21 protein-coding genes and 2 riboswitches are annotated in these 20,764 nt (G+C 46.0%); of the genes, 14 read left to right on the top strand and 7 right to left on the bottom strand.

The annotated features are described in order from the left end of the window. Positions 1-79 precede the first annotated feature (79 nt). The 5 genes from htpX (at position 80) to P3X63_RS07795 (ending at position 5,041) form a co-directional block, all read left to right on the top strand. Positions 80-973 carry a protease HtpX gene (gene htpX, locus P3X63_RS07775; protein WP_026586699.1) on the top strand — a complete coding sequence of 298 codons (894 nt, stop codon included), beginning with the start codon at positions 80-82 and terminating at the stop codon, positions 971-973. 157 nt (positions 974-1,130) lie between these two features. Beyond that, positions 1,131-2,480, top strand: coding sequence for a TrkH family potassium uptake protein (locus tag P3X63_RS07780; RefSeq protein WP_026586700.1), 1,350 nt, complete (start codon positions 1,131-1,133; stop codon positions 2,478-2,480). 111 nt (positions 2,481-2,591) lie between these two features. After that, positions 2,592-4,589, top strand: coding sequence for a penicillin-binding transpeptidase domain-containing protein (locus tag P3X63_RS07785; protein WP_026586701.1), 1,998 nt, complete (start codon positions 2,592-2,594; stop codon positions 4,587-4,589). A gap of 99 nt (positions 4,590-4,688) precedes the next feature. After that, entirely contained in the window at positions 4,689-4,853 is a 165-nt protein-coding gene (locus P3X63_RS07790) for a hypothetical protein (RefSeq protein WP_277692706.1), read from the top strand. Further along, on the top strand, positions 4,850-5,041 hold the full coding sequence (locus P3X63_RS07795; protein ID WP_077736955.1) for a hypothetical protein: 192 nt from the start codon (positions 4,850-4,852) through the stop codon (positions 5,039-5,041). Before P3X63_RS07790 ends, P3X63_RS07795 begins: the two co-directional genes overlap by 4 nt. A gap of 40 nt (positions 5,042-5,081) precedes the next feature. Here the strand turns inward: P3X63_RS07795 and P3X63_RS07800 are convergent, their stop codons facing one another. Next, complete coding sequence (locus P3X63_RS07800; protein WP_026586702.1) at positions 5,082-6,107, bottom strand: acyltransferase family protein; 1,026 nt, start codon at positions 6,105-6,107, stop codon at positions 5,082-5,084. A 284-nt stretch (positions 6,108-6,391) separates the two neighbouring features. On the opposite strand from P3X63_RS07800, the gene P3X63_RS07805 reads away from it, so the two are divergent. Together P3X63_RS07805 and P3X63_RS07810 are read left to right on the top strand one after the other, a co-directional pair. Continuing rightward, positions 6,392-8,602, top strand: a complete 2,211-nt coding sequence (locus P3X63_RS07805) for a PAS domain-containing sensor histidine kinase (RefSeq protein ID WP_026586703.1) — start codon at positions 6,392-6,394, stop codon at positions 8,600-8,602. Between the two features lie 4 nt (positions 8,603-8,606). Further along, positions 8,607-9,104: a methylated-DNA--[protein]-cysteine S-methyltransferase gene (locus P3X63_RS07810; protein ID WP_077736954.1), complete on the top strand. Its 498-nt coding sequence runs from the start codon at positions 8,607-8,609 to the stop codon at positions 9,102-9,104. 209 nt (positions 9,105-9,313) lie between these two features. Here the strand turns inward: P3X63_RS07810 and mtnA are convergent, their stop codons facing one another. The 3 genes from mtnA to P3X63_RS07825 all read right to left on the bottom strand — a co-directional run bounded on the left by mtnA (position 9,314) and on the right by P3X63_RS07825 (position 12,664). After that, positions 9,314-10,375, bottom strand: coding sequence for an S-methyl-5-thioribose-1-phosphate isomerase (gene mtnA, locus P3X63_RS07815; protein WP_077736953.1), 1,062 nt, complete (start codon positions 10,373-10,375; stop codon positions 9,314-9,316). 12 nt (positions 10,376-10,387) lie between these two features. After that, entirely contained in the window at positions 10,388-11,575 is a 1,188-nt protein-coding gene (mtnK, locus tag P3X63_RS07820) for an S-methyl-5-thioribose kinase (protein ID WP_277692707.1), read from the bottom strand. A gap of 83 nt (positions 11,576-11,658) precedes the next feature. Beyond that, positions 11,659-11,802: riboswitch (SAM riboswitch) on the bottom strand. Positions 11,803-11,884: 82 nt separating this feature from the next. Beyond that, the gene (locus tag P3X63_RS07825) at positions 11,885-12,664 is read right to left on the bottom strand and encodes a carbon-nitrogen family hydrolase (RefSeq protein WP_277692708.1); all 780 of its coding nucleotides are present in this window, start codon (positions 12,662-12,664) and stop codon (positions 11,885-11,887) included. A 94-nt stretch (positions 12,665-12,758) separates the two neighbouring features. Here P3X63_RS07825 and P3X63_RS07830 point away from each other — a divergent pair, with 94 nt between their 5' ends. From P3X63_RS07830 to P3X63_RS07850, 5 genes are all read left to right on the top strand, one after another. Continuing rightward, positions 12,759-13,949: a pyridoxal phosphate-dependent aminotransferase gene (locus tag P3X63_RS07830; protein ID WP_026586708.1), complete on the top strand. Its 1,191-nt coding sequence runs from the start codon at positions 12,759-12,761 to the stop codon at positions 13,947-13,949. A 50-nt stretch (positions 13,950-13,999) separates the two neighbouring features. After that, positions 14,000-14,099: riboswitch (SAM riboswitch) on the top strand. An 88-nt stretch (positions 14,100-14,187) separates the two neighbouring features. Beyond that, positions 14,188-15,405, top strand: a complete 1,218-nt coding sequence (mtnW, locus tag P3X63_RS07835) for a 2,3-diketo-5-methylthiopentyl-1-phosphate enolase (protein ID WP_081692830.1) — start codon at positions 14,188-14,190, stop codon at positions 15,403-15,405. Continuing rightward, entirely contained in the window at positions 15,402-16,103 is a 702-nt protein-coding gene (gene mtnX, locus P3X63_RS07840) for a 2-hydroxy-3-keto-5-methylthiopentenyl-1-phosphate phosphatase (RefSeq protein WP_277692709.1), read from the top strand. Before mtnW ends, mtnX begins: the two co-directional genes overlap by 4 nt. After that, positions 16,061-16,687, top strand: a complete 627-nt coding sequence (locus tag P3X63_RS07845; RefSeq protein WP_026586711.1) for a methylthioribulose 1-phosphate dehydratase — start codon at positions 16,061-16,063, stop codon at positions 16,685-16,687. Before mtnX ends, P3X63_RS07845 begins: the two co-directional genes overlap by 43 nt. 19 nt (positions 16,688-16,706) lie before the next feature. Beyond that, positions 16,707-17,246, top strand: coding sequence for a 1,2-dihydroxy-3-keto-5-methylthiopentene dioxygenase (locus P3X63_RS07850; RefSeq protein ID WP_277692710.1), 540 nt, complete (start codon positions 16,707-16,709; stop codon positions 17,244-17,246). Between the two features lie 26 nt (positions 17,247-17,272). Here P3X63_RS07850 and fosB read toward each other — a convergent pair whose 3' ends face one another. After that, positions 17,273-17,725, bottom strand: a complete 453-nt coding sequence (fosB, locus tag P3X63_RS07855; RefSeq protein WP_026586713.1) for a metallothiol transferase FosB — start codon at positions 17,723-17,725, stop codon at positions 17,273-17,275. Continuing rightward, the gene (locus P3X63_RS07860) at positions 17,722-18,030 is read right to left on the bottom strand and encodes a YkvA family protein (protein ID WP_236251225.1); all 309 of its coding nucleotides are present in this window, start codon (positions 18,028-18,030) and stop codon (positions 17,722-17,724) included. Before P3X63_RS07860 ends, fosB begins: the two co-directional genes overlap by 4 nt. A gap of 203 nt (positions 18,031-18,233) precedes the next feature. Between P3X63_RS07860 and P3X63_RS07865 the strand changes: the two genes are divergently transcribed. Next, on the top strand, positions 18,234-18,479 hold the full coding sequence (locus P3X63_RS07865; RefSeq protein WP_026586715.1) for an aspartyl-phosphate phosphatase Spo0E family protein: 246 nt from the start codon (positions 18,234-18,236) through the stop codon (positions 18,477-18,479). Between the two features lie 60 nt (positions 18,480-18,539). Here P3X63_RS07865 and P3X63_RS07870 read toward each other — a convergent pair whose 3' ends face one another. After that, the gene (locus tag P3X63_RS07870) at positions 18,540-20,051 is read right to left on the bottom strand and encodes a sporulation kinase KinD (RefSeq protein WP_077736949.1); all 1,512 of its coding nucleotides are present in this window, start codon (positions 20,049-20,051) and stop codon (positions 18,540-18,542) included. A 235-nt stretch (positions 20,052-20,286) separates the two neighbouring features. On the opposite strand from P3X63_RS07870, the gene mhqR reads away from it, so the two are divergent. After that, the gene (gene mhqR, locus P3X63_RS07875; protein ID WP_026586716.1) at positions 20,287-20,742 is read left to right on the top strand and encodes a MarR family transcriptional regulator MhqR; all 456 of its coding nucleotides are present in this window, start codon (positions 20,287-20,289) and stop codon (positions 20,740-20,742) included. Positions 20,743-20,764 lie beyond the last annotated feature (22 nt).

Here is a 20,764-nt window from a genome sequence, read left to right on the forward strand (position 1 = left end):
ATCACTTGCATTTTCAAATGAATGTCTTATAATTTTATTATACAAGTTCATTTGATCTTATTATAACATGGAGGTTATTATGGCAAAAAGAATCCTTCTTTTTCTTTTATCGAACATTCTGGTCATTACGACGATCGGAATCGTCTTGTCCATTATCGGGTCATTAACAGGTGTCGGAACGTATTTCACCGCCGGCGGCGGCATTGATATTGTCGCGCTTCTCGTATTTAGTGCGGTTGTCGGTTTTGTCGGTTCCTTTATGTCGCTTCTAATGTCCAAGTGGATGGCGAAAATGGCGATGGGCGTTCAGGTGCTCAATCCTGAGAAACAAACGCTCTCGTATGAAGAGCAGCAATTGGTGGACCGTGTTCACAAACTGGCTCGCGCCGCTGGATTGACCAAAATGCCTGAAGTCGGGATTTACAATTCCCGTGAAGTGAATGCATTTGCGACAGGGCCGTCTAAAAACCGCTCGCTTGTCGCCGTATCAACCGGCTTACTTCAGGAAATGGACGATGCTGCTGTTGAAGGCGTGCTTGCCCATGAAGTCGCGCATATCGCAAACGGCGATATGGTGACGATGACCCTGCTGCAAGGAATCGTCAACACGTTTGTCGTCTTCTTTGCGCGGATCGCCGCTTGGGCGGTTTCTCGGTTCGTCCGCGAAGAGCTTGCACCGATCGTTCACTTTATCGCAGTCATCATTTTCCAAATTGTCTTCTCGATTCTCGGCAGCCTTGTCGTTTTCGCATATTCGCGGCACCGCGAATATCATGCAGACAGAGGCGGAGCAGACCTTGCCGGAAAGGACAAGATGATCCATGCCCTGCGTTCCCTTGAGCAGTATACATCGAGAATCAAAGAAGAACAGGCTTCTGTCGCTACATTAAAAATCAACGGGAAAAAGCATACATCACTGTTTTCCACACACCCTGATTTACATGAAAGAATTCGTCGTTTGGAAGCCAAATAATATAGGTCTTACAGCCCCCCTTTTAATGGGGGCTGTTTTTTAAATTCAAAAAAACAAATCCGTCTGTACATTGGACCATGTTTCCTTTAAAATGGTACACGTTATACACAAGCGATCACATACACTGACTAGTGAATCGAGAAAAGAAGGAACGATTATGAAGGTTTTACTAAGGAAACTTTTGCGCGTGCTGTCGCCAGTACAGCTGATTGCGCTCTATTATTTTTTGGCGGTTACAGTATCGGTTATTTTGCTGAGTCTTCCCGTTGCACACCAAAAGGATGTGGAATGGTCTTTTATCGACGCGCTTTTCACCGCGGTCAGCGCTGTGAGTGTGACAGGCTTGACGGTGGTCGATACCGCTGATACATTCAGCACGGCGGGGATATGGATTTTGGCGTTCGTTTTGCAGTTTGGCGGTATCGGGATTATGACGCTGGGGACTTTTGTCTGGCTGATATTTGGAAAGCGGATCGGCTTAAAAGAGCGGCGCCTGATCATGACCGATCAAAACCAGACGAATTTATCGGGGCTTGTCAAGATGATGAAGCATGTACTCGGGTTGATCCTGATCATCGAATGTTTTGGCGGACTGATACTCGGCACTTATTTTCTCAAGTATTTTGACTCTGCCGGTGAAGCCTATATACAAGGATTTTTTACCAGTGTCAGCGCGACAACCAACGCTGGATTTGATATTACAGGCAATTCGCTGATCCCGTTTCAGCACGACTATTTTGTCCAGTTTATCGTTATCATGCTGCTGATCCTGGGTGCGATCGGATTTCCCGTCCTGATCGAAGTGAAGGATTTTCTGTTGAGCAAAGAACGGACATTTTCCTTCAGCCTGTTTACAAAATTGACCTCGGTGACATTTTTTCTTTTGGTTGTTGGAGGAACGATTGCCATATTTGTAATGGAAGCGCGCTTTGCATTTGCAGGAAAATCGTGGCATGAAATGTTATTTTACTCGCTGTTTCAATCGACGACGACACGAAGCGGCGGTCTCGCTACAATAGACATCAGCCAGTTTCAGGATACGACGATATTGTTTATGTGCCTGCTCATGTTTATCGGCGCTTCGCCAAGCTCAGTCGGCGGAGGCATCCGCACGACAACCTTTGCTTTAAATTTGCTGGCGTTGTTCCATTTTGCCAGGGGGAATAAGTCGGTAAAGATTTTTAAGAGGGAATTGCATCAGTTTGATTTAATGAAATCATTGATTGTGACGCTGATGGCAGTCATCCTCGTTTTCTGTTCCACACTCATTCTGTCGGCGACGGAGAATCATACGTATCTTGAACTCTTGTTTGAAGTATGTTCAGCATTCGGAACAACCGGATTATCGCTTGGCATTACACCTGATTTGAGCACTATCGGCAAAAGCGTCATCATCATTTTGATGTTTATCGGACGCATCGGCATTGTGACGCTTCTTTATTTAATCGGAAGAAAAGAAATTGAAGCGAATTACCATTATCCGAAAGAAAGAATTATCATCGGATAGAAAAGACAGTCTTAAGCGGCTGTCTTTTTTTATGATCGTAAAGTCGGTCACTGTATATATATGTATGATATAATGCTTAAATGGCGGACTTGAAAAAAAGGGGGAAACACGATGAAAAAGCGAATCGTCCATTTGTTTATCGCCGCCGGATTTCTATTGCTCGCCGGAGCTTGTTCAAACGAACCGACGGCAAAAGAAAGCATGGATCAATATGTAAACAAATGGAACAAGCAAAATTTTGAACAGATGTATGATCAGCTGTCGACTAAAGCACAAAAATCAATTTCCAAAGATGAGTTCATCAAACGGAATCAGTCGATTTACGAACAGATCGGAGTTTCTGATTTGAAGGTTTCAACAGTTGATGAAGATGAAAAAGATGAAGACAAAAAAGATTCGGAAACGATTCCCTATAAAGTCAGTATGAATACTTTGGCCGGACCAGTTTCTTTTGAAGGAAAAGCAAAGCTTGTAAAGGAAGAAAAAGACGGCAAAACATCATGGAAGATCAACTGGAACCCGTCGTTTATTTTTTCTCAGCTGAAAGAAGGAGAAACCGTCCGGATTACCGCAAAAGCACCGGTGCGGGGCAGCATTTACGACCGAAATGGAAAAGCGCTCGCCACAAACACGACAGTGCCTGAAATCGGCGTCGTTCCCGGACAGCTTGGAGAAGATAAAGAAGCGGTCTTGAAAAAGCTTGCAAAAATGCTTGATATGGAAATGAAAGACATTGAAAAACAGCTTTCTGCAAGCTGGGTGAAAGATGATTCATTTGTCCCTCTCAAAAAAGTAAAGCCAGACAATACCGACCTGCTGAAAAAAGCGACCTCTTTACCGGGTGTATTGAAGCAGGACACTCAATCCAGGTATTATCCTTATGGGGAAAAAGCCGCTCATCTAACAGGGTACATAAGGCCGATTACCGAAGAGGAATTAAAGCAGGATAAAGAAAACTACAGTGAACATTCGATGATTGGAATCGTCGGTCTCGAACATGTCTATGAAAAGCAGCTGAGAGGGGAAATCGGCTGGACGATTTCGATACCTGAATCAGGTGCAACGGTCGCTTCAAAGGATTCCAAGGATGGAACGGATATCCATACAACGATTGATATCAAAAAGCAGGAAGAGCTGTACAGCCAATTAAAGGACGATTCCGGTGCAGCGGTGGCGCTGAATCCGCAGACCGGGGAAACATTGGCGCTTGTCAGCGCGCCTTCCTATGACCCGAATGGATTTTTGTTCGGCTGGAAAAAGGGAGAATGGGAAAAGCTGAACAAAGACAAAGAGGCGCCATTCACTTCCAAATATAATAAGACGTATGCACCAGGGTCAACCATCAAACCGATAACCGCATCCATCGGCCTGAAAAACGGAGCGATTAAAACGGATGAGGCGAAAAAAATCGTCGGGAAAGAATGGCAGAAAGATTCGTCATGGGGCGGCTATAAAGTGACAAGGGTGTCCGATCAATTGAGCGAAGTCAACCTGGAAAACGCGCTGATCACTTCAGACAACATCTACTTCGCGCAGACCGCTCTTGATACCGGAAGCGACAAATTTACCGAAGGATTGAAATCATTCGGCTTTGAAGAAAAGCTTGATTATGAGTTCCCGACAAAAGCTTCCTCGATATCAAACGAAGGAATCGATTCCGAGATCCTTCTGGCCGATTCCGGCTATGGCCAGGGACAGATGCTCATGTCTCCGATACACCTCGCCGCAAGCTATACGCCGTTTTTAAATAACGGGGATTTGATCAAGCCTTACCTCATCAAAAAGGATGGAGATGAGAAGGAAATCTGGCACAAAAACGTTGTCCCGGCAGACGGAGCAGAGACGATTACAAAAGGTCTCAGAGGCGTTGTTGAAGATCCGCGCGGCTCAGCATATAAACCGGTTGTAAAAGGTCTTTCAATCGCAGGGAAAACCGGAACTGCGGAGCTGAAAACGAAAAAAGACGAAAAAGGCAAAGAAAACGGCTGGTTTACAGCCTATGACTATAAAAATAAAGACCTGTTAATTACGATGATGATCCAGGATGTTTCAGACCGCGGGGGCAGTTCATACGTCGTCAATAAAGTCAAAAATGTCTTCAAAAAATAAGCGCCGTTTATCGGCGTTTATTTTTTTCCGGTAAATGGATGTGTGGTCTGTCTGTTTTAGGAAAGGATATCGAATGAGAAGACAAAAGAAAGGAATGTCATGATGAAGAGAAAAGTTGCCAGAAATGAAGCCGCTCTTAACAATAAGACACCTGCAGAAAGCATGCATGACCATCAATACATCACACAGTTTGATGCCGAAAACGGGGACAGAGGCGCCAACCGCAATTCGAAAAACGGCAAGCAGGGAGAGTCGCGGCAGTGAAGAAGCATCTGAAAAGCGGGGAGCGGCAAAATCATAAAAAACCGATGAACAAAGAAGTGCTTCAGGAAGAGTTTTCCGGTGAACTCGGCGATATCAACGCCTATAAATGGATAGATGTCACCGAACATAATAAAAAAAAGAAGGACGATAAAGCTGACGCTCAAAAGGAACAGCGCCAAAAGGATTAAAAAAGCTCCCCTCCGCGGATTGTTAGGAGGGGAGTTTCGTTTATTTGATATAAGCTTTATATCCGCCGTCTTTTTTAAGCCAGCGCATTAAATTCGTCATTCTCAATTCGATGACCGGCTGAGCCAGCGTTTTCACAAAGCCGCTCGATAAGCAGAAGGTCAAGATGGCGGTTGCGATTATCAAAACGGTCAGGCTCTGATAGTCGGCCAGCCATTCTTCTGCACCGGTATTTCTGAATGTTTTGATGATGAAGCCGTGCAGCAGGTAAACGTAAAATGTCCGCGTTCCCCAAAGGGTGAAGAAGTACCGCCTTTCAGGGACAAGCGCCAGAAAGGCAAATGTCGAGGCAAATGTTAATACAAGCAGCGCCACGCGGTTCAGTCCGCTCTTCATCCCGACAGCGCCGAATTCTGAATACGGTTTGGAGCCGAACAGCCATGAATAATCAAAATCAGCGAAAAAATAGAAAACAAACGTTGCCGTCAACACGATGAGAGCAGCTTGTTTGCCTCTCCAGCCTGTCAGCATTTTAAAATGGTCTTTTTGTAAATAATAGCCCGCCAAAAAGACCGGGAAGAAGACAAATGTCCGCGACAGGCTGAGCGTGTTGCTGACAATATCGACATATCCGACAAGAACGGAGATCAGAAAGCTTGCGGCAAACGCCCATTTTGCCGGAATTTTTGTGAAAGGAAACAGCAGAAGGTTCCAAAAAAACAAGCTCAATAAAAACCAAAGCGACCACTGCGGTTCAAACGGATTTGCGGCAGACAGGCTTTGATCATCGATAAAAGAATAGAAAACCGTATAAATGCCTTGAAAAATCAAATAAGGGACAATCAATTTCCAAGCGATTTTTTTGACATATCCGGGCCGATTGAACCCTTTTGCAAAGTAGCCGGATATGAGGATAAAAGCCGGCATATGAAACGTGTAAATAAATTTATATATATGAAGAAACACATCATTATCATTGATATAAGAGCGGATTATATGTCCGAATACGACAAGGAAAATCAAAAGGAATTTTGCATTATCAAAATAACTGTCACGTGAATTCGTCATAACATCACCCTTTTTTAAGCTTTTTTTGCGAGTCTAAAAAAGCGCGCTGACAACGCCTTCTACAAGTATTGCCCCGCTTATTCAATTCTAAAATAGAAAGCCGGTTGTTCTCTATGTATTAAGCCTCATTGTTAGGACGATGTCATTAAAAAGTAAGGAACTTTTTGATCGTCATCTTTCTGTAAAACGGGTGGAAAGCTTGTAAAAGTTTGAAACATATGAAGGAAGATGTGCCGGTTTGTAGAATTAATGGAGGATAGGTGTTCAGGGAAGGAGTGTAGCTAATGGAGGAGACTCTTGATTTGGAAGAATCCTTGAATCTGAAAAAACAGCTGGAGAAATTTCGAAAAGAAAACGAAAAGTTAAAAGCGGATTTGCACCAGTATGAGCTGTTGTTTAACGGAACGCTTGACGCCATTTTTATTTTAGATCGGCAGATGAACATCGTTCAGGCGAACGATGCGGCCTGCAACATCCTGCAAAGCAAAAAAAAGAATTTGCTGAACCGCCCGGCGCTCGATTTTGTTCACGCTGTACCGCCTGATGAATTAAATCAGAACATCAGCCGTTTTTTGGAGCGGGGATATGCGAAAAAAGAGGTCGCGATCAGACTTGATAACGGCTCCGTCAAATACATAGAGTTTACTGCCAGTAAAGGAATCGGTGAAGACTGTTTTTTTGTAGTCATGAGGGACATTTCCTCAAAAAAGATCCTTGAACGTGAACGCACGATCAATGAAAAGCTATTTAAAGATTTATTTCACAGGGCGGTCGAAGGGATCGTCATTTTTGATAAACAAGGCTGTTTTATCGATGCCAACCATTCTTTCTGCCAAAGCTTTGAGATCAAAAAAGACGAGCTTTCCAAATTGCGGCTCTCACAGTTCGTCTCCACGGAAAACAGCGGCAGGCTCGAGAAAATCTGGAGCGCCCTTTTTCGCAAAGGAAAAGCAAAAGGAGAGCTGCCGGTCCGGCTCAGATCAGGGGAAAACAGGCTGTTTGAACTGACGATCACATCGAATATTTTAAACGGCTTTTATATGTCGATTATGAGGGACATTACCGAAAAACGCTCGATGGAAAAACAGTTGTTCAAAAGTGAAGAACGGTTTAGGGAAGTGTTTGAAAATGCGATGGACGCCATTGTCCTTATGGGCACTGACGGGCGGGTCGTCAAGGCGAATCAGTCGGCATGCAAGATCTTTGAAGTGCCGATGGATGAGCTGATCAACAAAAAAATGACCGATTTTGTTGATAAAAATGATAAGCGCTATCATTCCATTATGAAACGGTACAGTGAAAAAGGAGAAATCCGGGAAGAGCTTCTGTTTCGCATGGGCAACGGACAATATAAGGAACTCGAGTTTACGGCGAAGCGCATCATGTTTAACAGCCAGCACCTCACCATCCTAAGAAATGTGAGCGACCGGAAGCGGATGGAGAAAGAATTGCGGGAAAGCGAGCTCAAATTCAGAAAAGTATTCAACGGTTCAATGGACGGGATTGTCCTTTTCAATAATCAGTATGAGATTATTGACGCGAATCCCCTGGCCGGAAAGATCCTCGGCCTCCCCCTTGACGAGCTGAAAACAGCGAGCCTTCTTGACGTCATTTCCGCCTACAGAATAGAAAATGCAGCCTCTCCCGCAGCAGCGATCTCCTTTGAGGAAATGGACAATGATATTCCGTTTCTGTTAACCGATCAAAAACGAATTTTGGAGTTTTCATTTAAGCGCAACATTATCCAAAACATGAATTTGGCAATGCTCAGAGATGTGACTGAACGGAGGGAGCTGGAAGAACGGCTGCGCAAATCGGATACGCTTCATGTGGTGGGAGAGCTTGCGGCAGGAATCGCCCACGAAATCCGCAATCCAATGACGGCTTTAAAAGGGTTTATCCAATTGCTGAAAGGCAGCATCAAAGAGGATCACTCGCTCTATTTTAATGTGATCACCTCTGAATTAAAGCGGATTGAATCAATTATTACGGAATTTTTGATTCTGGCAAAGCCGCAGGCGATCATGTACGAAGAAAAAAATGTCGTCAAAATTATGCAGGATACAATGGATCTTCTGCATGCGCAGGCCAACTTGGACAATGTGCAGATGCACCTCACCTGTGACGGCCGAATTCCGCTGATTTACTGCGAGCCGAATCAGCTGAAACAGGTTTTTATCAACATTTTGAAAAATGCGATCGAAGTAATGCCGGACGGCGGCAATGTCTATGTGTCGATCAAGCCGAAGGGGAACGATCATATCCTCATATCGCTTGCCGACGAAGGGATCGGCATGACGGAAGACAAATTGAAGCGGCTTGGCGAGCCTTTTTATACAACAAAAGAACGGGGCACTGGACTTGGCCTGATGGTCAGCTATAAAATTATTGAAGAACACAAAGGAAAAATTGAGGTCGAAAGTGAGGAGGGAAAAGGCACGACCTTTCACCTGACACTTCCGATCAGACAACAGCATGAGGAGGAGGCTTTATAACATCGTGAGTTTTTATATTGAGTTCAGTTCGCCCTTTGGACAAGCATATATCGTCGAGGAGAACGGCCGCATTACACATGTGCTTTTGAATCAGGAGGAATTGGAGAATCTGCGGGAAAAAGATGCAGAGCTCATGCCCAAAAAAACGCCGCTATTGCTGGATGCGAAGCGTCAGCTTGAAGAATATTTCCGGGGCGAGCGCCAAACCTTTTCACTGCCGATCGATCAGGAGGGGACGGTTTTTCAGAAAAAAGTGTGGAAAGCGCTGGAGTCCATTCCTTACGGTGAAGCACGAAGCTACCACGATATTGCCTGTGCCATCGGAAATCCGAAAGCCGTCCGGGCAATCGGCCAAGCAAACAAAAAAAACGCGCTGCCGATTTTGATTCCCTGCCACCGCGTCATTGGAAAAAACAAGACGCTGACAGGGTATGCGGGAAATGAAACAGATAAAAAAGCGGTGTTGCTTGAGCTCGAGAACATTCCTTATAAAGGAAAATAATGCAAGCGCGCCGTTGCTTTTTTTTGTCGGCGACATATAATTTTATTAAGCTAAAAATGTTGGTCTTGGTAAAAAAGGAGGACGAATCAATGAAAACAAACCGCCCGCAAAAAATTGTCGGCTACACCGAATTGTTCGTCAAACTGCATGTCCTGACAAAAGAACAAAAAAAAGACATTATGAAATTCATCAAAATCCGCTAAAGCTGCCTACACGTTAGCTTTAGCGGAAAAAAGCGCTTCGATTTCTTCTGTATAATGGCCTGTGATGATCCCTTTTTCTGTAATGATCCCCGAGATCAGATGATTCGGAGTGATATCGAAAGCCGGATTGAACACAGGCACCTCCTGCGGCGCGATCCGTGTCCCTGCGATCTGTCTGACTTCATCTGGATCGCGTTCCTCAATCGGAATGGCGTCTCCGCACGAAATCGAAATATCAAAAGTTGACAGGGGAGCGGCAACGAAAAACGGAATTTGAAAGGCATTGGCGAGTATCGCCAGCCCATAGGTTCCGATTTTATTGGCTGTGTCTCCGTTTTTTGCGATCCGGTCTGCTCCGACAATGACAGCAGAAATGTTTTTTTCTTTCATCGTATGTGCGGCCATGCTGTCGGTGATCAGCGTGACGTCGATCCCGCCCTGCATGAGTTCCCATGCCGTCAGGCGCGCGCCCTGTAAGACGGGCCTCGTCTCACAGGCGTAAATATGAAGGTCAAGATCTTTTGTTTTGGCCAGATAAAACGGGGCAAGAGCCGTTCCGTATCTGCTTGTCGCGATCGATCCGGCGTTGCAGATCGTCATGATATTGTCACCGGATTTAAACAGCTGCAAAGCATTTTGCCCGATCAGCCGGCATGTTTCCTCATCTTCAATCTGAATCTGAATCGCTTCATGGATGAGATCGGTTTTTGCTTCATTCACAGACCGGGCGCCTTCAGCGCTTTTCATCAGCCTGTTTAAGGCCCATGATAAATTGACGGCTGTTGGTCTCGCGCCGTTTAACACATTTTTGATTTCGGCAAGCTTTCTTTGGAATTCGGAAACATCCGCCGTTTCGATTTGTTGGGCGCAAAGCGCAAGCCCGAACGCCGCTGTGATGCCGATGGCCGGAGCTCCCCGCACCTTCAGCGACCGGATCGCATCATAGATGTCTTCCTGTGTCGTCAAATTGAGATATTCCGTTTTCTCGGGCAGCTTTTGCTGATTTAAAATTTTTACCGATGTTTCTGTCCACTCCACAGAGCGGGGAACTGCAAATTGTTCTGGCATGTTAGTCACTCCCTAAAGCAAGCTCTGAAACGCTTCAATGATATCTTTAGGCGTCCGGAAACTGCTGCGTTTTTCAATTAATGCCGCGCCTGTTCTCAATGCGAGCGTTTTTTGCCGGATCTGTCTGTCAAATGGGGCGATCGTATCCAGATCGGCGACATGGGCAAGCCCGATCGTCCGGCGTATCAGTTCGCAGCCGGCGAAGCCGGCGGCGTCCTCCAGCGCTTGTTTCAGTGTTGCTTCCAGTCGTCCGGGCGCGTGTTTGTACTGATCAAGGCTGTCTTTTTCCCATGCTTCGCTGAATGTGCGGCTGAATGTGTTCCATACGGTTTCAACATGGCTGTACAGCGGGCCGCGTCTGTTTTCTTCGCGGGCCAAAGCATTTAAAAACAGATTGGCGATAAACTGGCCGATATCAAAACCGATCGGACCGTAACATGCAAATTCAGGATCGATGACTTTCGTTTCGGCATCACCGGCAAAAATGCTTCCGGTATGCAAATCGCCGTGAATGAGCGTTTCCGACGAGGTTATAAAACGCTTTTTCAGCTTTGCCGCTTCAAGCTTCAAGGCACCATTGCCCCATAACTTCTCCGCTTCACCGCGCAGCTCTTCCTCAAAATCATTTGTTTCATTGTCGAAGAATGGATCTGTGAAAACAAGGTTTTCTGTAATGTCGCATAAATCAGGATTGATAAACTGCTTGCACAAACGCTCTTTTACTTTTGGATCCAATGCATAGTCAGACGAGTAAAACAGCGTTTTTCCGAGAAATTCACCGATATCCTCTGACAAATGCGGATAATCGTACCCTTCGATCAGTCCTTTTCTGGCGATTGTCAAATGGGACAGATCCTCCAGCACGGTGACGGCCAGCTCTGTATCCGAGTAATACACTTTGGGCACAAGGTGTGGTGCGTGCTCAGCCTGCCGGATCAGTGCGCTGCTTTCAATTCTCGCCCTGTCCAATGACAGCGGCCAGCTTTCGCCGACGACTTTCGCATACGGAACGGCCTGCTTGATGATCAAGCCTTTCTTTTGCTCCTGATCATACACGCGGAAGACGAGGTTCAGGTTGCCGTCGCCGATTTCCCGGCATGTCAAAGTGCTTTTGCTTGAAAAAAGTCCGAGCCGGACGGCGAGCGCGGCCGCAGAGCTTTCTGTCAGGATTTCGTAGGTTGCGGTTTTCGTTACGGTCATTTTAAAATTCCCCCTCAAAGTCGTTAACAAAATAAAAAGCCTCTTTCTCATCGAGAGAAAGAGGCTGATCGTCGCGCACGCCTCTCTTATCTCTCAGAATGCAAATCTGATGGAATTAGCACCGTGCCCTAGCGGCGCAAAATGCTCGCGCCCCATTTCACAATGGTATTACGGTCGGTTGCTGTTGGGATCATAAGGCCAGTCCTTCACCCAACTCTCGATAAGAGAAATCAATATAAAATTTTGAAATTTCAGTTCGGTCAGTTGCTGAACATGTTACCAGTATCATTGATTATTTGTCAATACTTTTTAATATAAATCTTTGCGGATGTCTTCAAAAACCGGAATGTGCCCTCTCGTTTTTTCGATGTCCTTAAGATCGATTTCGGCGCTGATGACCGTTTCTTCGTGTCCTGCTTCTGCAAGAACCCGTCCGAGCGGATCGATGATCATGCTGTGGCCGGCAAATTCGTTTTCCGGATTTTTCCCCGAACAGTTGCAGGCGGCGACAAAACATTGGTTTTCAATAGCTCTCGCGATTAGAAGGCTCCGCCAATGATCAAGCCTCGGCCGGGGCCATTCCGCCGCCACGAAGAGGATGCCCGCTCCTTTTGAGGTGTGTTTTCTGATCCATTCCGGAAAACGGATGTCATAGCAGATGACACCGGCGGCAGGTGTGCCTTCAATCTCAAAGCCGCCGTCGGCGGAACCGGCGGATAAATAGAGATGCTCATCCATCAGCTGAAAAAGGTGGACTTTGCTGTATTCTTTGATCAATTGCCCGTGTCTGTCCGCGATATACATCGTATTGTATACGCCGTCCTTTTTCTTGACGGCGACTGATCCGCACACAATATGGACAAGGTTGGCCTTTGCCGTTTTCCTGAGCCATGCTTTCGTTTGTTCGCCTTCATCGTCGCCGATTTCATCGAGTTTTTTTAAATCATAGCCTGTCGTCCAAAGCTCGGGGAGAACGAGGATATCCGCATGCCGGCTTTCCGCTTCGATCAGCCGCTCCGCTTTTTTGAGATTTTCCGAAGGATTGCCGTATGCGATATCGAATTGCAGGCAGGAAATCGTCCGCTTCACTCTTATTCACCTCATTTTTTGCTTTACAATTTACCTTTAACAATATATGATGATGGACTATCATTTCAAGAATTTTTCAAAGCGGGTGAAAAAAATGAAATTTGAGTTTTCTGATGTGCTGAAACAGCTTCCGGAACAATTTTTTGCATCACTGGTCAAAAAGGTGAATGAAAAGATGGCAGCGGGTCATGATGTCATCAATCTCGGCCAGGGAAACCCTGATCAGCCGACACCGGATCATATTGTTGAAGCGATGGCAAAAGCCGTGCATCATCCTGAAAATCATCGCTATTCTTCCTTTCGCGGGAGCCGCAAGCTGAAAGAGGCGGCAGCCGAATTTTATCAAAGGGAGTATGGTGTTTCCCTTGATCCTGAGCGGGAAGTTGCCGTATTGTTCGGCGGAAAAGCGGGCCTTGTAGAGCTGCCGCAATGCCTGTTAAATCCGGGGGATACCGTGCTCGTTCCCGACCCGGGATATCCGGATTACTGGTCGGGTGTTGAGCTGGCCAAAGCGAAGATGGAAACGATGCCGCTTACCGCGGACAATCATTTTCTGCCCGACTACAGCGACATTCCCTCTGAGCTAAAAGAAAAAGCGAAGCTGATGTATTTGAACTATCCGAACAACCCGACCGGAGCTCAGGCCACACCGGCGTTTTTTGCAGAAACCGTCGGGTTTGCCAAAGCGCACGGCATTTGTGTCGTTCATGATTTTGCCTACGGGGCGATCGGCTATGACGGCCAAAAGCCGGTGAGCTTTCTGCAAACAGACGGCGCTAAGGAAGCCGGGATCGAAATTTATACGCTGTCCAAAACCTACAATATGGCGGGATGGAGAGTCGGATTTGCGGTCGGAAACGCCTCTGTGATCGAAGCGCTGAATCTCTACCAGGACCATATGTATGTCAGCCTTTTTAAAGCGGTGCAGGATGCTGCCGCCGTCGCGCTTCTCGCAGATCAAAGCTGTGTGAACGTGCAAAATGAACGATATGAAAAACGGCGGAACGTCTGGATCAAGGCTGTCCGGGATATCGGCTGGGACGCCCCGTTTCCGGAAGGCTCCTTTTTTGCCTGGATGCCCGTCCCCGAAGGCTTTACATCTGAAGAATTTTCGGATTTGCTGCTGGAGAAGGCTAATGTCGCGACAGCGCCGGGCATCGGATTCGGTCCGCATGGTGAAGGCTATGTACGAGTCGGTCTTCTTACAAGTGAGGAACGCTTGCGTGAAGCGGCAAGCAGGATCGCCAGGCTGAACATTTTCAAAAAATCGGCAGTCCCTCATTGACAACTAAGGAAAACGGTGGGATAATTCAAAATAATTTATAAAAATCAATATTCTTATCAAGAGCAGGTGGAGGGACGAGCCCGATGAAGCCCGGCAACCGACTTTTTAAGCACGGTGCTAATTCTTGCAGCTGGCGCTGAGAGATAAGGATTCGAAGTGAGAAACGAAACCTCTTTTTAGCACAGCCGCAAAAAGAGGTTTTTTTGTATGCATGGGAAACAGGAAGGAGCTAAAGAGCATGAGTGAACTTTTGGCAACATATGTCCTGACAGATCCCGGAGGCGATCCAAAAATACGGGCGGAGCAAATTGCGCTCGGCCTGACGGTGGGATCCTGGACGGATTTGCCGCAGCTGAAACAGGAACAATTAAAAAAGCACAAAGGACGCGTCGTCCGCGTTGAAGAAACGGAAGGCGCCCGCGGGGAGAAACAGGCGGTGGTCACGATCGCCTATCCGGAAGCCAATTTTACGAGGGATATTCCGGCTGTCTTGACGACCGTTTTTGGCAAGCTGTCGCTTGACGGGAAAATCAAATTGACGGATCTTTCGTTTTCAAACGACTTTAAGCAATCGCTGCCGGGACCGAAATTCGGGATCTACGGCATCCGCAAAAAGATCGGCGAATTTGAAAGGCCGCTTCTGATGAGCATTTTCAAAGGCGTCATCGGCCGCGATATGGAAGATTTGAAGGAGCAGCTGAGGCAGCAGGCGCTCGGCGGTGTCGATTTGATCAAGGATGATGAGATTTTGTTTGAAACCGGGAACGCTCCTTTTGAAAAGCGGATCACCGAAGGGAAAAAAGTGCTGCAAAGCACCTATGAAGAAACCGGACACAAAACGCTTTACGCCGTCAATCTGACAGGAAGGACGATGGAGCTGAAAGACAAAGCGAAAAAGGCCGCTGAGCTTGGGGCCGACGTTTTGCTGTTCAATGTGTTTGCCTATGGGCTGGACGTCCTCCAAAGCCTGGCCGAAGACGACGAAATTCCGCTTGCGATCATGGCTCATCCGGCCGTCAGCGGCGCATTGGCTTCTTCGCCGTATTACGGTTTTTCCCATTCGCTTTTGCTGGGAAAGCTGACCCGTTATCTGGGGGCGGATTTCAGCCTGTTTCCTTCCCCGTACGGAAGCGTCGCGCTCGAAAAGCGGGAAGCGCTCGCCATTCATGATGAATGCACGAAAGAGGATGTTTTTCAGCCGTCATTTGCCGTGCCGTCGGCCGGCATACACCCAGGCATGGTTCCGCTTTTGATGAAAGACTTCGGTATTGACCACATCATCAATGCGGGCGGCGGAATTCACGGCCATCCAAACGGAGCAACAGGCGGGGGCAGGGCGTTTAGAGCGATCATAGAAGCCGTTCTTCAAGGCGAACCTGTCGAAGAAAAAGCAAAACGGTCCCGCGATTTAAAGCTCGCTTTGGATAAATGGGGGAAAGTGGAGATTCCCGTATGAGAAAGCCGCTGATCATCTGCGATTTTGACGGGACGATTACAACGAACGACAACATCATCAGCATCATGAAACAATTCGCTCCAAACGAATGGATTGCCTTAAAAGACGGTGTTCTCTCCAAGGAAATATCGATCCAAGAGGGAGTCGGCGGCATGTTTGCCCTTCTGGAGAGCAGCCTCAGGGAAGAGATGACGGCATTTGTACTCGAGCAAGCGGAGATCCGCGCCGGTTTTAAGGAGTTTGTTGCATTCCTTGATGAGTGCGGGATTCCCTTTTACGTCGTCAGCGGAGGCATGGATTTCTTCGTCTATCCTTTGCTTGAAGGGATCGTGGAAAGGGAGCGCATCTATTGCAACAAGGCGGATTTTACTGGCGAGAGCATCGCGATTGATTGGCCGCATCTGTGTGATGATAAGTGCGAAAACGAATGCGGCTGCTGCAAGCCTTCCATCATTCGAAGGCTGAAAGGGGAAGATGACTTTCTCGTGATGATCGGGGATTCCGTCACGGATGTTGAGGCTGCAAAGCGTTCTGATTTGTGCATGGCCCGTGATTATTTGCTGAAGGAATGTGAGGCTCTGCATTTGAACCATATCGCGTTTCAGGATTTTCACGATGTGAAGCGCGCCCTAGAAGAAACCCGGGAGGTGAAGGAATGGCTGTTAGAGAACAGCGCAGGCAGGAGCTTGCCGAAGTAAAAAGGGAGCTCGCGGCAAGAGACTGGTTTCCGGCGACAAGCGGCAACCTTTCAATCAAAGTAGCGGAGGCTCCGCTTCGCTTTTTGGTGACGGCCAGCGGAAAAGACAAACGAAAAGAGACGGACGAGGATTTTTTGCTGGTGGATCAAGAAGGCAATCCTGCAGAAAGCGGCCACTCCCTGAAGCCGTCGGCGGAAACGCTGCTCCATGCGTATGTCTATCAAAAAACAAACGCAGGCAGCTGTCTTCATGTTCATACCGTCGACAATAACGTGATTTCAGAACTTTATGCAAAAGAGCAGCAAATCACTTTTAAAGGGCAGGAAATCATTAAAGCGCTCGGGATATGGGAGGAAAACGCCGCAGTCACCATTCCGATTATCGAAAATACCGCCCATATTCCGGACTTGGCGGCTGATTTTGCCGCTCACCTGACAGGCGATTCCGGCGCCGTCTTGATCAGGAACCACGGCATTACCGTCTGGGGGAAAACGGCATTTGAAGCAAAGCGGTTTCTTGAAGCTTATGAATTTTTGTTCAGCTGGCATTTAAAATTAAAAGCTTTCAGACATGCGTATGTTTGAAAAAGGAGGAGAAACGCACATGGCAACAATCCGTATCCATGATGAGCAAAACACGATGATCGAAAACAGTGAAGAGGTGAAAAAGTACCTCGATCAGCAGGGTGTGATTTACGAACAATGGGATATCACGAAACTGTCTGCAGGTTTAAGGGAAAAATACGATTTAACAGACGCGGAAAAACAGGAGATTTTAAATAGTTTTCAAAGTGAGATCAAAGACATTTCCGAGCGGCGCGGCTATAAGGCGCAAGATGTCATCTCGCTCTCTGATGAAAATCCAAAACTGGATGAACTTCTGAAAAACTTTAAACAGGAGCATCACCACACAGATGATGAGGTCAGGTTTATCGTCAACGGCCACGGCATCTTTGCGATTGAAGGAAAAGACGGCGTATTTTTCGATTGTTTATTGAGCCCCGGCGATTTGATCTCTGTTCCGGAAAACACCCGCCATTACTTCACGCTTCAAGAAGACAGGAAAGTCGTAGCCGTCAGGATATTTGTGACGACCGAGGGCTGGGTGCCGATCTATGAAAGAGAACAGGTTAAACAGTCATAAAAACAGCGCCGCTTAGGGCGCTGTTTTTATTTGTTTTTATCGTATAGCGCTTGAATATGGCCCTCATGAAATGAAAGGTGAGGCTTTTCTGTTTGATAGTATTCGAGTCTGTCGAAGACAGAGCCGGTGTGGAGCTCGAATTTGTGTCCGTCCGGATCGGAAAAATAAATCGAATCTTTATCACCCTGATGGCGTTTTCTCCCTTTTAACACATTCACGCCCAAATCTTTTAATTTCGTCTCCCAATGATCGAGATCTTCCTCTTTGATCGAAAAGGCAATGTGTGTGTATGAGTCGCGGATTTCAGTCCGTTTAATATCCTTTTCCTCGTTCAGAGCGAGCCAGATGCCGTTTAGATCAAAGTACGCGGTTTTCTCGCCTTTGACGAGCCATTTTGCATCAAACACATTTTCATAGAAAGCAATGGACGCCTTTAGGTCGGAGACTGAAAATAACAGATGATTAAGACCATCAATCATTTTGCGCCGCCTCCTTTCTCGTGCAGGGCGTCAAATTCAGCCAGTTCTTTGGCGATTTGTCTGAAAAGAAAGGCAAGAACAGCCGCATCATCAAGCCAGCCAGCCCCTGCGATAATGTCCGGAATCAAATCAATCGGTGACAGCACATAAATGAAAGCCAAAGCGGCCAGAAAAATCGTTCTTTTAGGAAAAAGCGGATATTCTCCTTTTCTCCACGCTTTAAAGGCGCTGAAAAACAGGATCAGACCGGAGCGCGCTTCTTTTACAGCGAAGAAAGCCGTTAGTTTTGAAATAGGTTTTTTCATCAAAAGACCTCCTTTAAAAGGAAAAAACATTTCGGTGTTTACCATATTTCATTCAAGGGAATGATTCAACAAATCTATTATACTTGATTTCAAAATATTTTTTCGGAAAATAGGTTTACAAAATAAGTATAATCTGTAATAATGCTCAAGTACGCAAAATCTGGATGAATCTCGAAACTTTAACGCGGTAAGGGGTGAAGCGTATGCAAAGGTATTTAGAGAAAGAAGCGCTGTTGGCCTCCATCAATGAAAAGCGGCAAATGATGGTCGAAGCTGCTGAAGTCTACGGATATACAGGGGATGAGACAATTAAACAGAGTCAGGAATTAGACCAGTTGATCTATCAATATCAAAAAATGACAATGAATGATCATTATTCATCAGACAAGCCATTGCCCCATGTTTTAGACGGCATCAGCTGTCTGATCCTTGAAAAATATACGGCATGATCCAAGTCCATGAAAAAGAGCTGCCGTTAACGGAAGCTCTTTTCGTGAGCGGTAAGCATATCAGCCATTTTGATCTTTTGATGTCGGAAGTGTGATTGTGACGGTTGTTCCTTTATGCCGTTCGCTCTCGATATGTATCGTTCCCCCATACATGGAGATGATTCGCTTGCACACGACAAGGCCGAGCCCTGTGCCTTTATCTTTAGACGTGACAAAAGGCTGGAAAATCTTCTCCATCATTTCTTTCGGAATGCCTTCTCCAACATCTTTCACCACAATTTTCGCAGCCTGTTGATCCTGATCCATTTTGATCAGCAATTTCCCGCCGTTTTTCATTGATTCCAATGCGTTTTTAGCGACATTTAAAACGACCTGCTTAATATGGTCCTTCTTACAAAAAACGAAAGACGGGCCTTCCGCAAGATCTTTGAATTCCACCTCAACATTATACAGGTTGGCTTCAGAATGAATGATCGGCATAATTTCGTCAATCATTTCATTCAAGGTGTTTAACTGCCACTGCTCGGCAGTCGGCTTCCCAAGCACCAGAAACTCACTGACGATCTGATTGATCCGCCGGATTTCCTGATCGATGATCGAGAAATACATTTGATCTTCAGCAGATTGATATTTTTTCTGAAGCAGCTGGATGAACCCGCTGATTCCGGTCAGCGGATTTCTGATTTCATGAGCGGTGCTCGCCGCCAGTGTGCCGATCAATTCAAGCTTTTGCGCTTCATTCTGGGCGCGTTCCTGCTTCGTCCGCCTTTTAAGCAATACATATTGGAGCAGCACGAATAAAATATTGAGCAGTATAAAGATGCTTAAAAAGGACAATAGAAGGCTGTAAACAATTTCGTTTAGCTGGACGGGTTCAGGATAGACTTCAAGCTTCCAGTCGATCTGGTCCAAAAAAGCATCGACAGTACCGCCTTCCGGCTTTTCAGGGGGCGAGTGCCCGGCTGTGAAAAGGACCTGGTTTTTCTGATTCAAAATTTTGATATAAAGCTCGGGGCTTAGCACATTCATAATGTTTTTCAAATAATCGATGCGAATCGAGGCTAATAAAAAGTTTGTCGTCTTCCCTTTGTCATTAAAGACCGGAGTGAAAATATTCAATTCCAGCTTGTCCGTCATGATGCTTGCGTCATCGGTAATCACGGATTTCTTGGAGCTTTTCGCCTTTTGGAGAATGTCCTTGTACGACACCGGCTTCTTTTCTTTTACGGGCATCGTACTGACCATGACATCGCCGTTTTCATTTAATAGATACAATGCTGAAAAGCGCGGCTCTTTTTTGTATGTTTCCGTCAGGATATGTTTGATATGTTTTTCGTCGACAGGATGGTTGAGAGCCGTTGCCAGGGAACTGAGCCTTGCTTCGGTTTCACCGATCAAATAATTGATCTGGTTTCGATGGATATTCAGCATAAGCGTTGCCGTCTGGCGGTGTTTATCAGTAATGTTTTCACGCTCTTGTTCGTATATAAAAAAGCTTATAATAAAGGCCGGAATCAAAACAAGGATTAAATACAGCCTGATTTTCTTCCATATCTTTTTTAAATTGCGCATGTTTTACTCTCTCCCAATCGATACAGGAATAGAGGTATTATATCACTAGTAAGAGCCGATTTATAGAAAAGATAACCAATACATTGAAAATAGGACACAATACCGGGGAATTTCCGAAAATATCTATTTGAGGTTCATTTGCTATCATCATAACATGGTTTGAATGTTAACAGTTGACATTTTCCTCATAGTTTATTAATGTTTTCCTGTAGTTGTTTCTTTGGAGATGAGAGATATGAGCAATAGAGAACAGGAACAGTCATTGAAATTATTCATTGTATTATCACGAGCGTACAGATCAATTAATGATCATATGAATAAACATATTCATAAGCATGGTCTGAATCCGACAGAATTTGCTGTATTAGAGCTTCTCTATCACAAAGGGGATCAGCCCCTGCAGCAAATAGGGGATAAGATTCTTCTGGCGAGCGGGAGCATTACATATGTGGTTGACAAGCTGGAGCAAAAGCAGCTGATCGCAAGAAGAGCCTGTACAACCGATCGAAGGGTCACTTATGCGCAAATCACCGACAAAGGCATCAAGCTCCTTGAGCAGATTTTTCCCGGACATGCCGAAGAACTGCATCAAATGATCAGTGTCCTGAGCGCTGAAGAAAAGGAAGCCTGTATCGACATGCTGAAAAAAGTAGGTCTGAACGCAAAGCACTTTTATCAAAACAAAGAATAAGGAAGCTGCCCAATCGCAGCTT

It is taken from the genome of Bacillus sp. HSf4 (assembly GCF_029537375.1).
GTDB classification, from domain to species: domain Bacteria; phylum Bacillota; class Bacilli; order Bacillales; family Bacillaceae; genus Bacillus; species Bacillus sonorensis_A.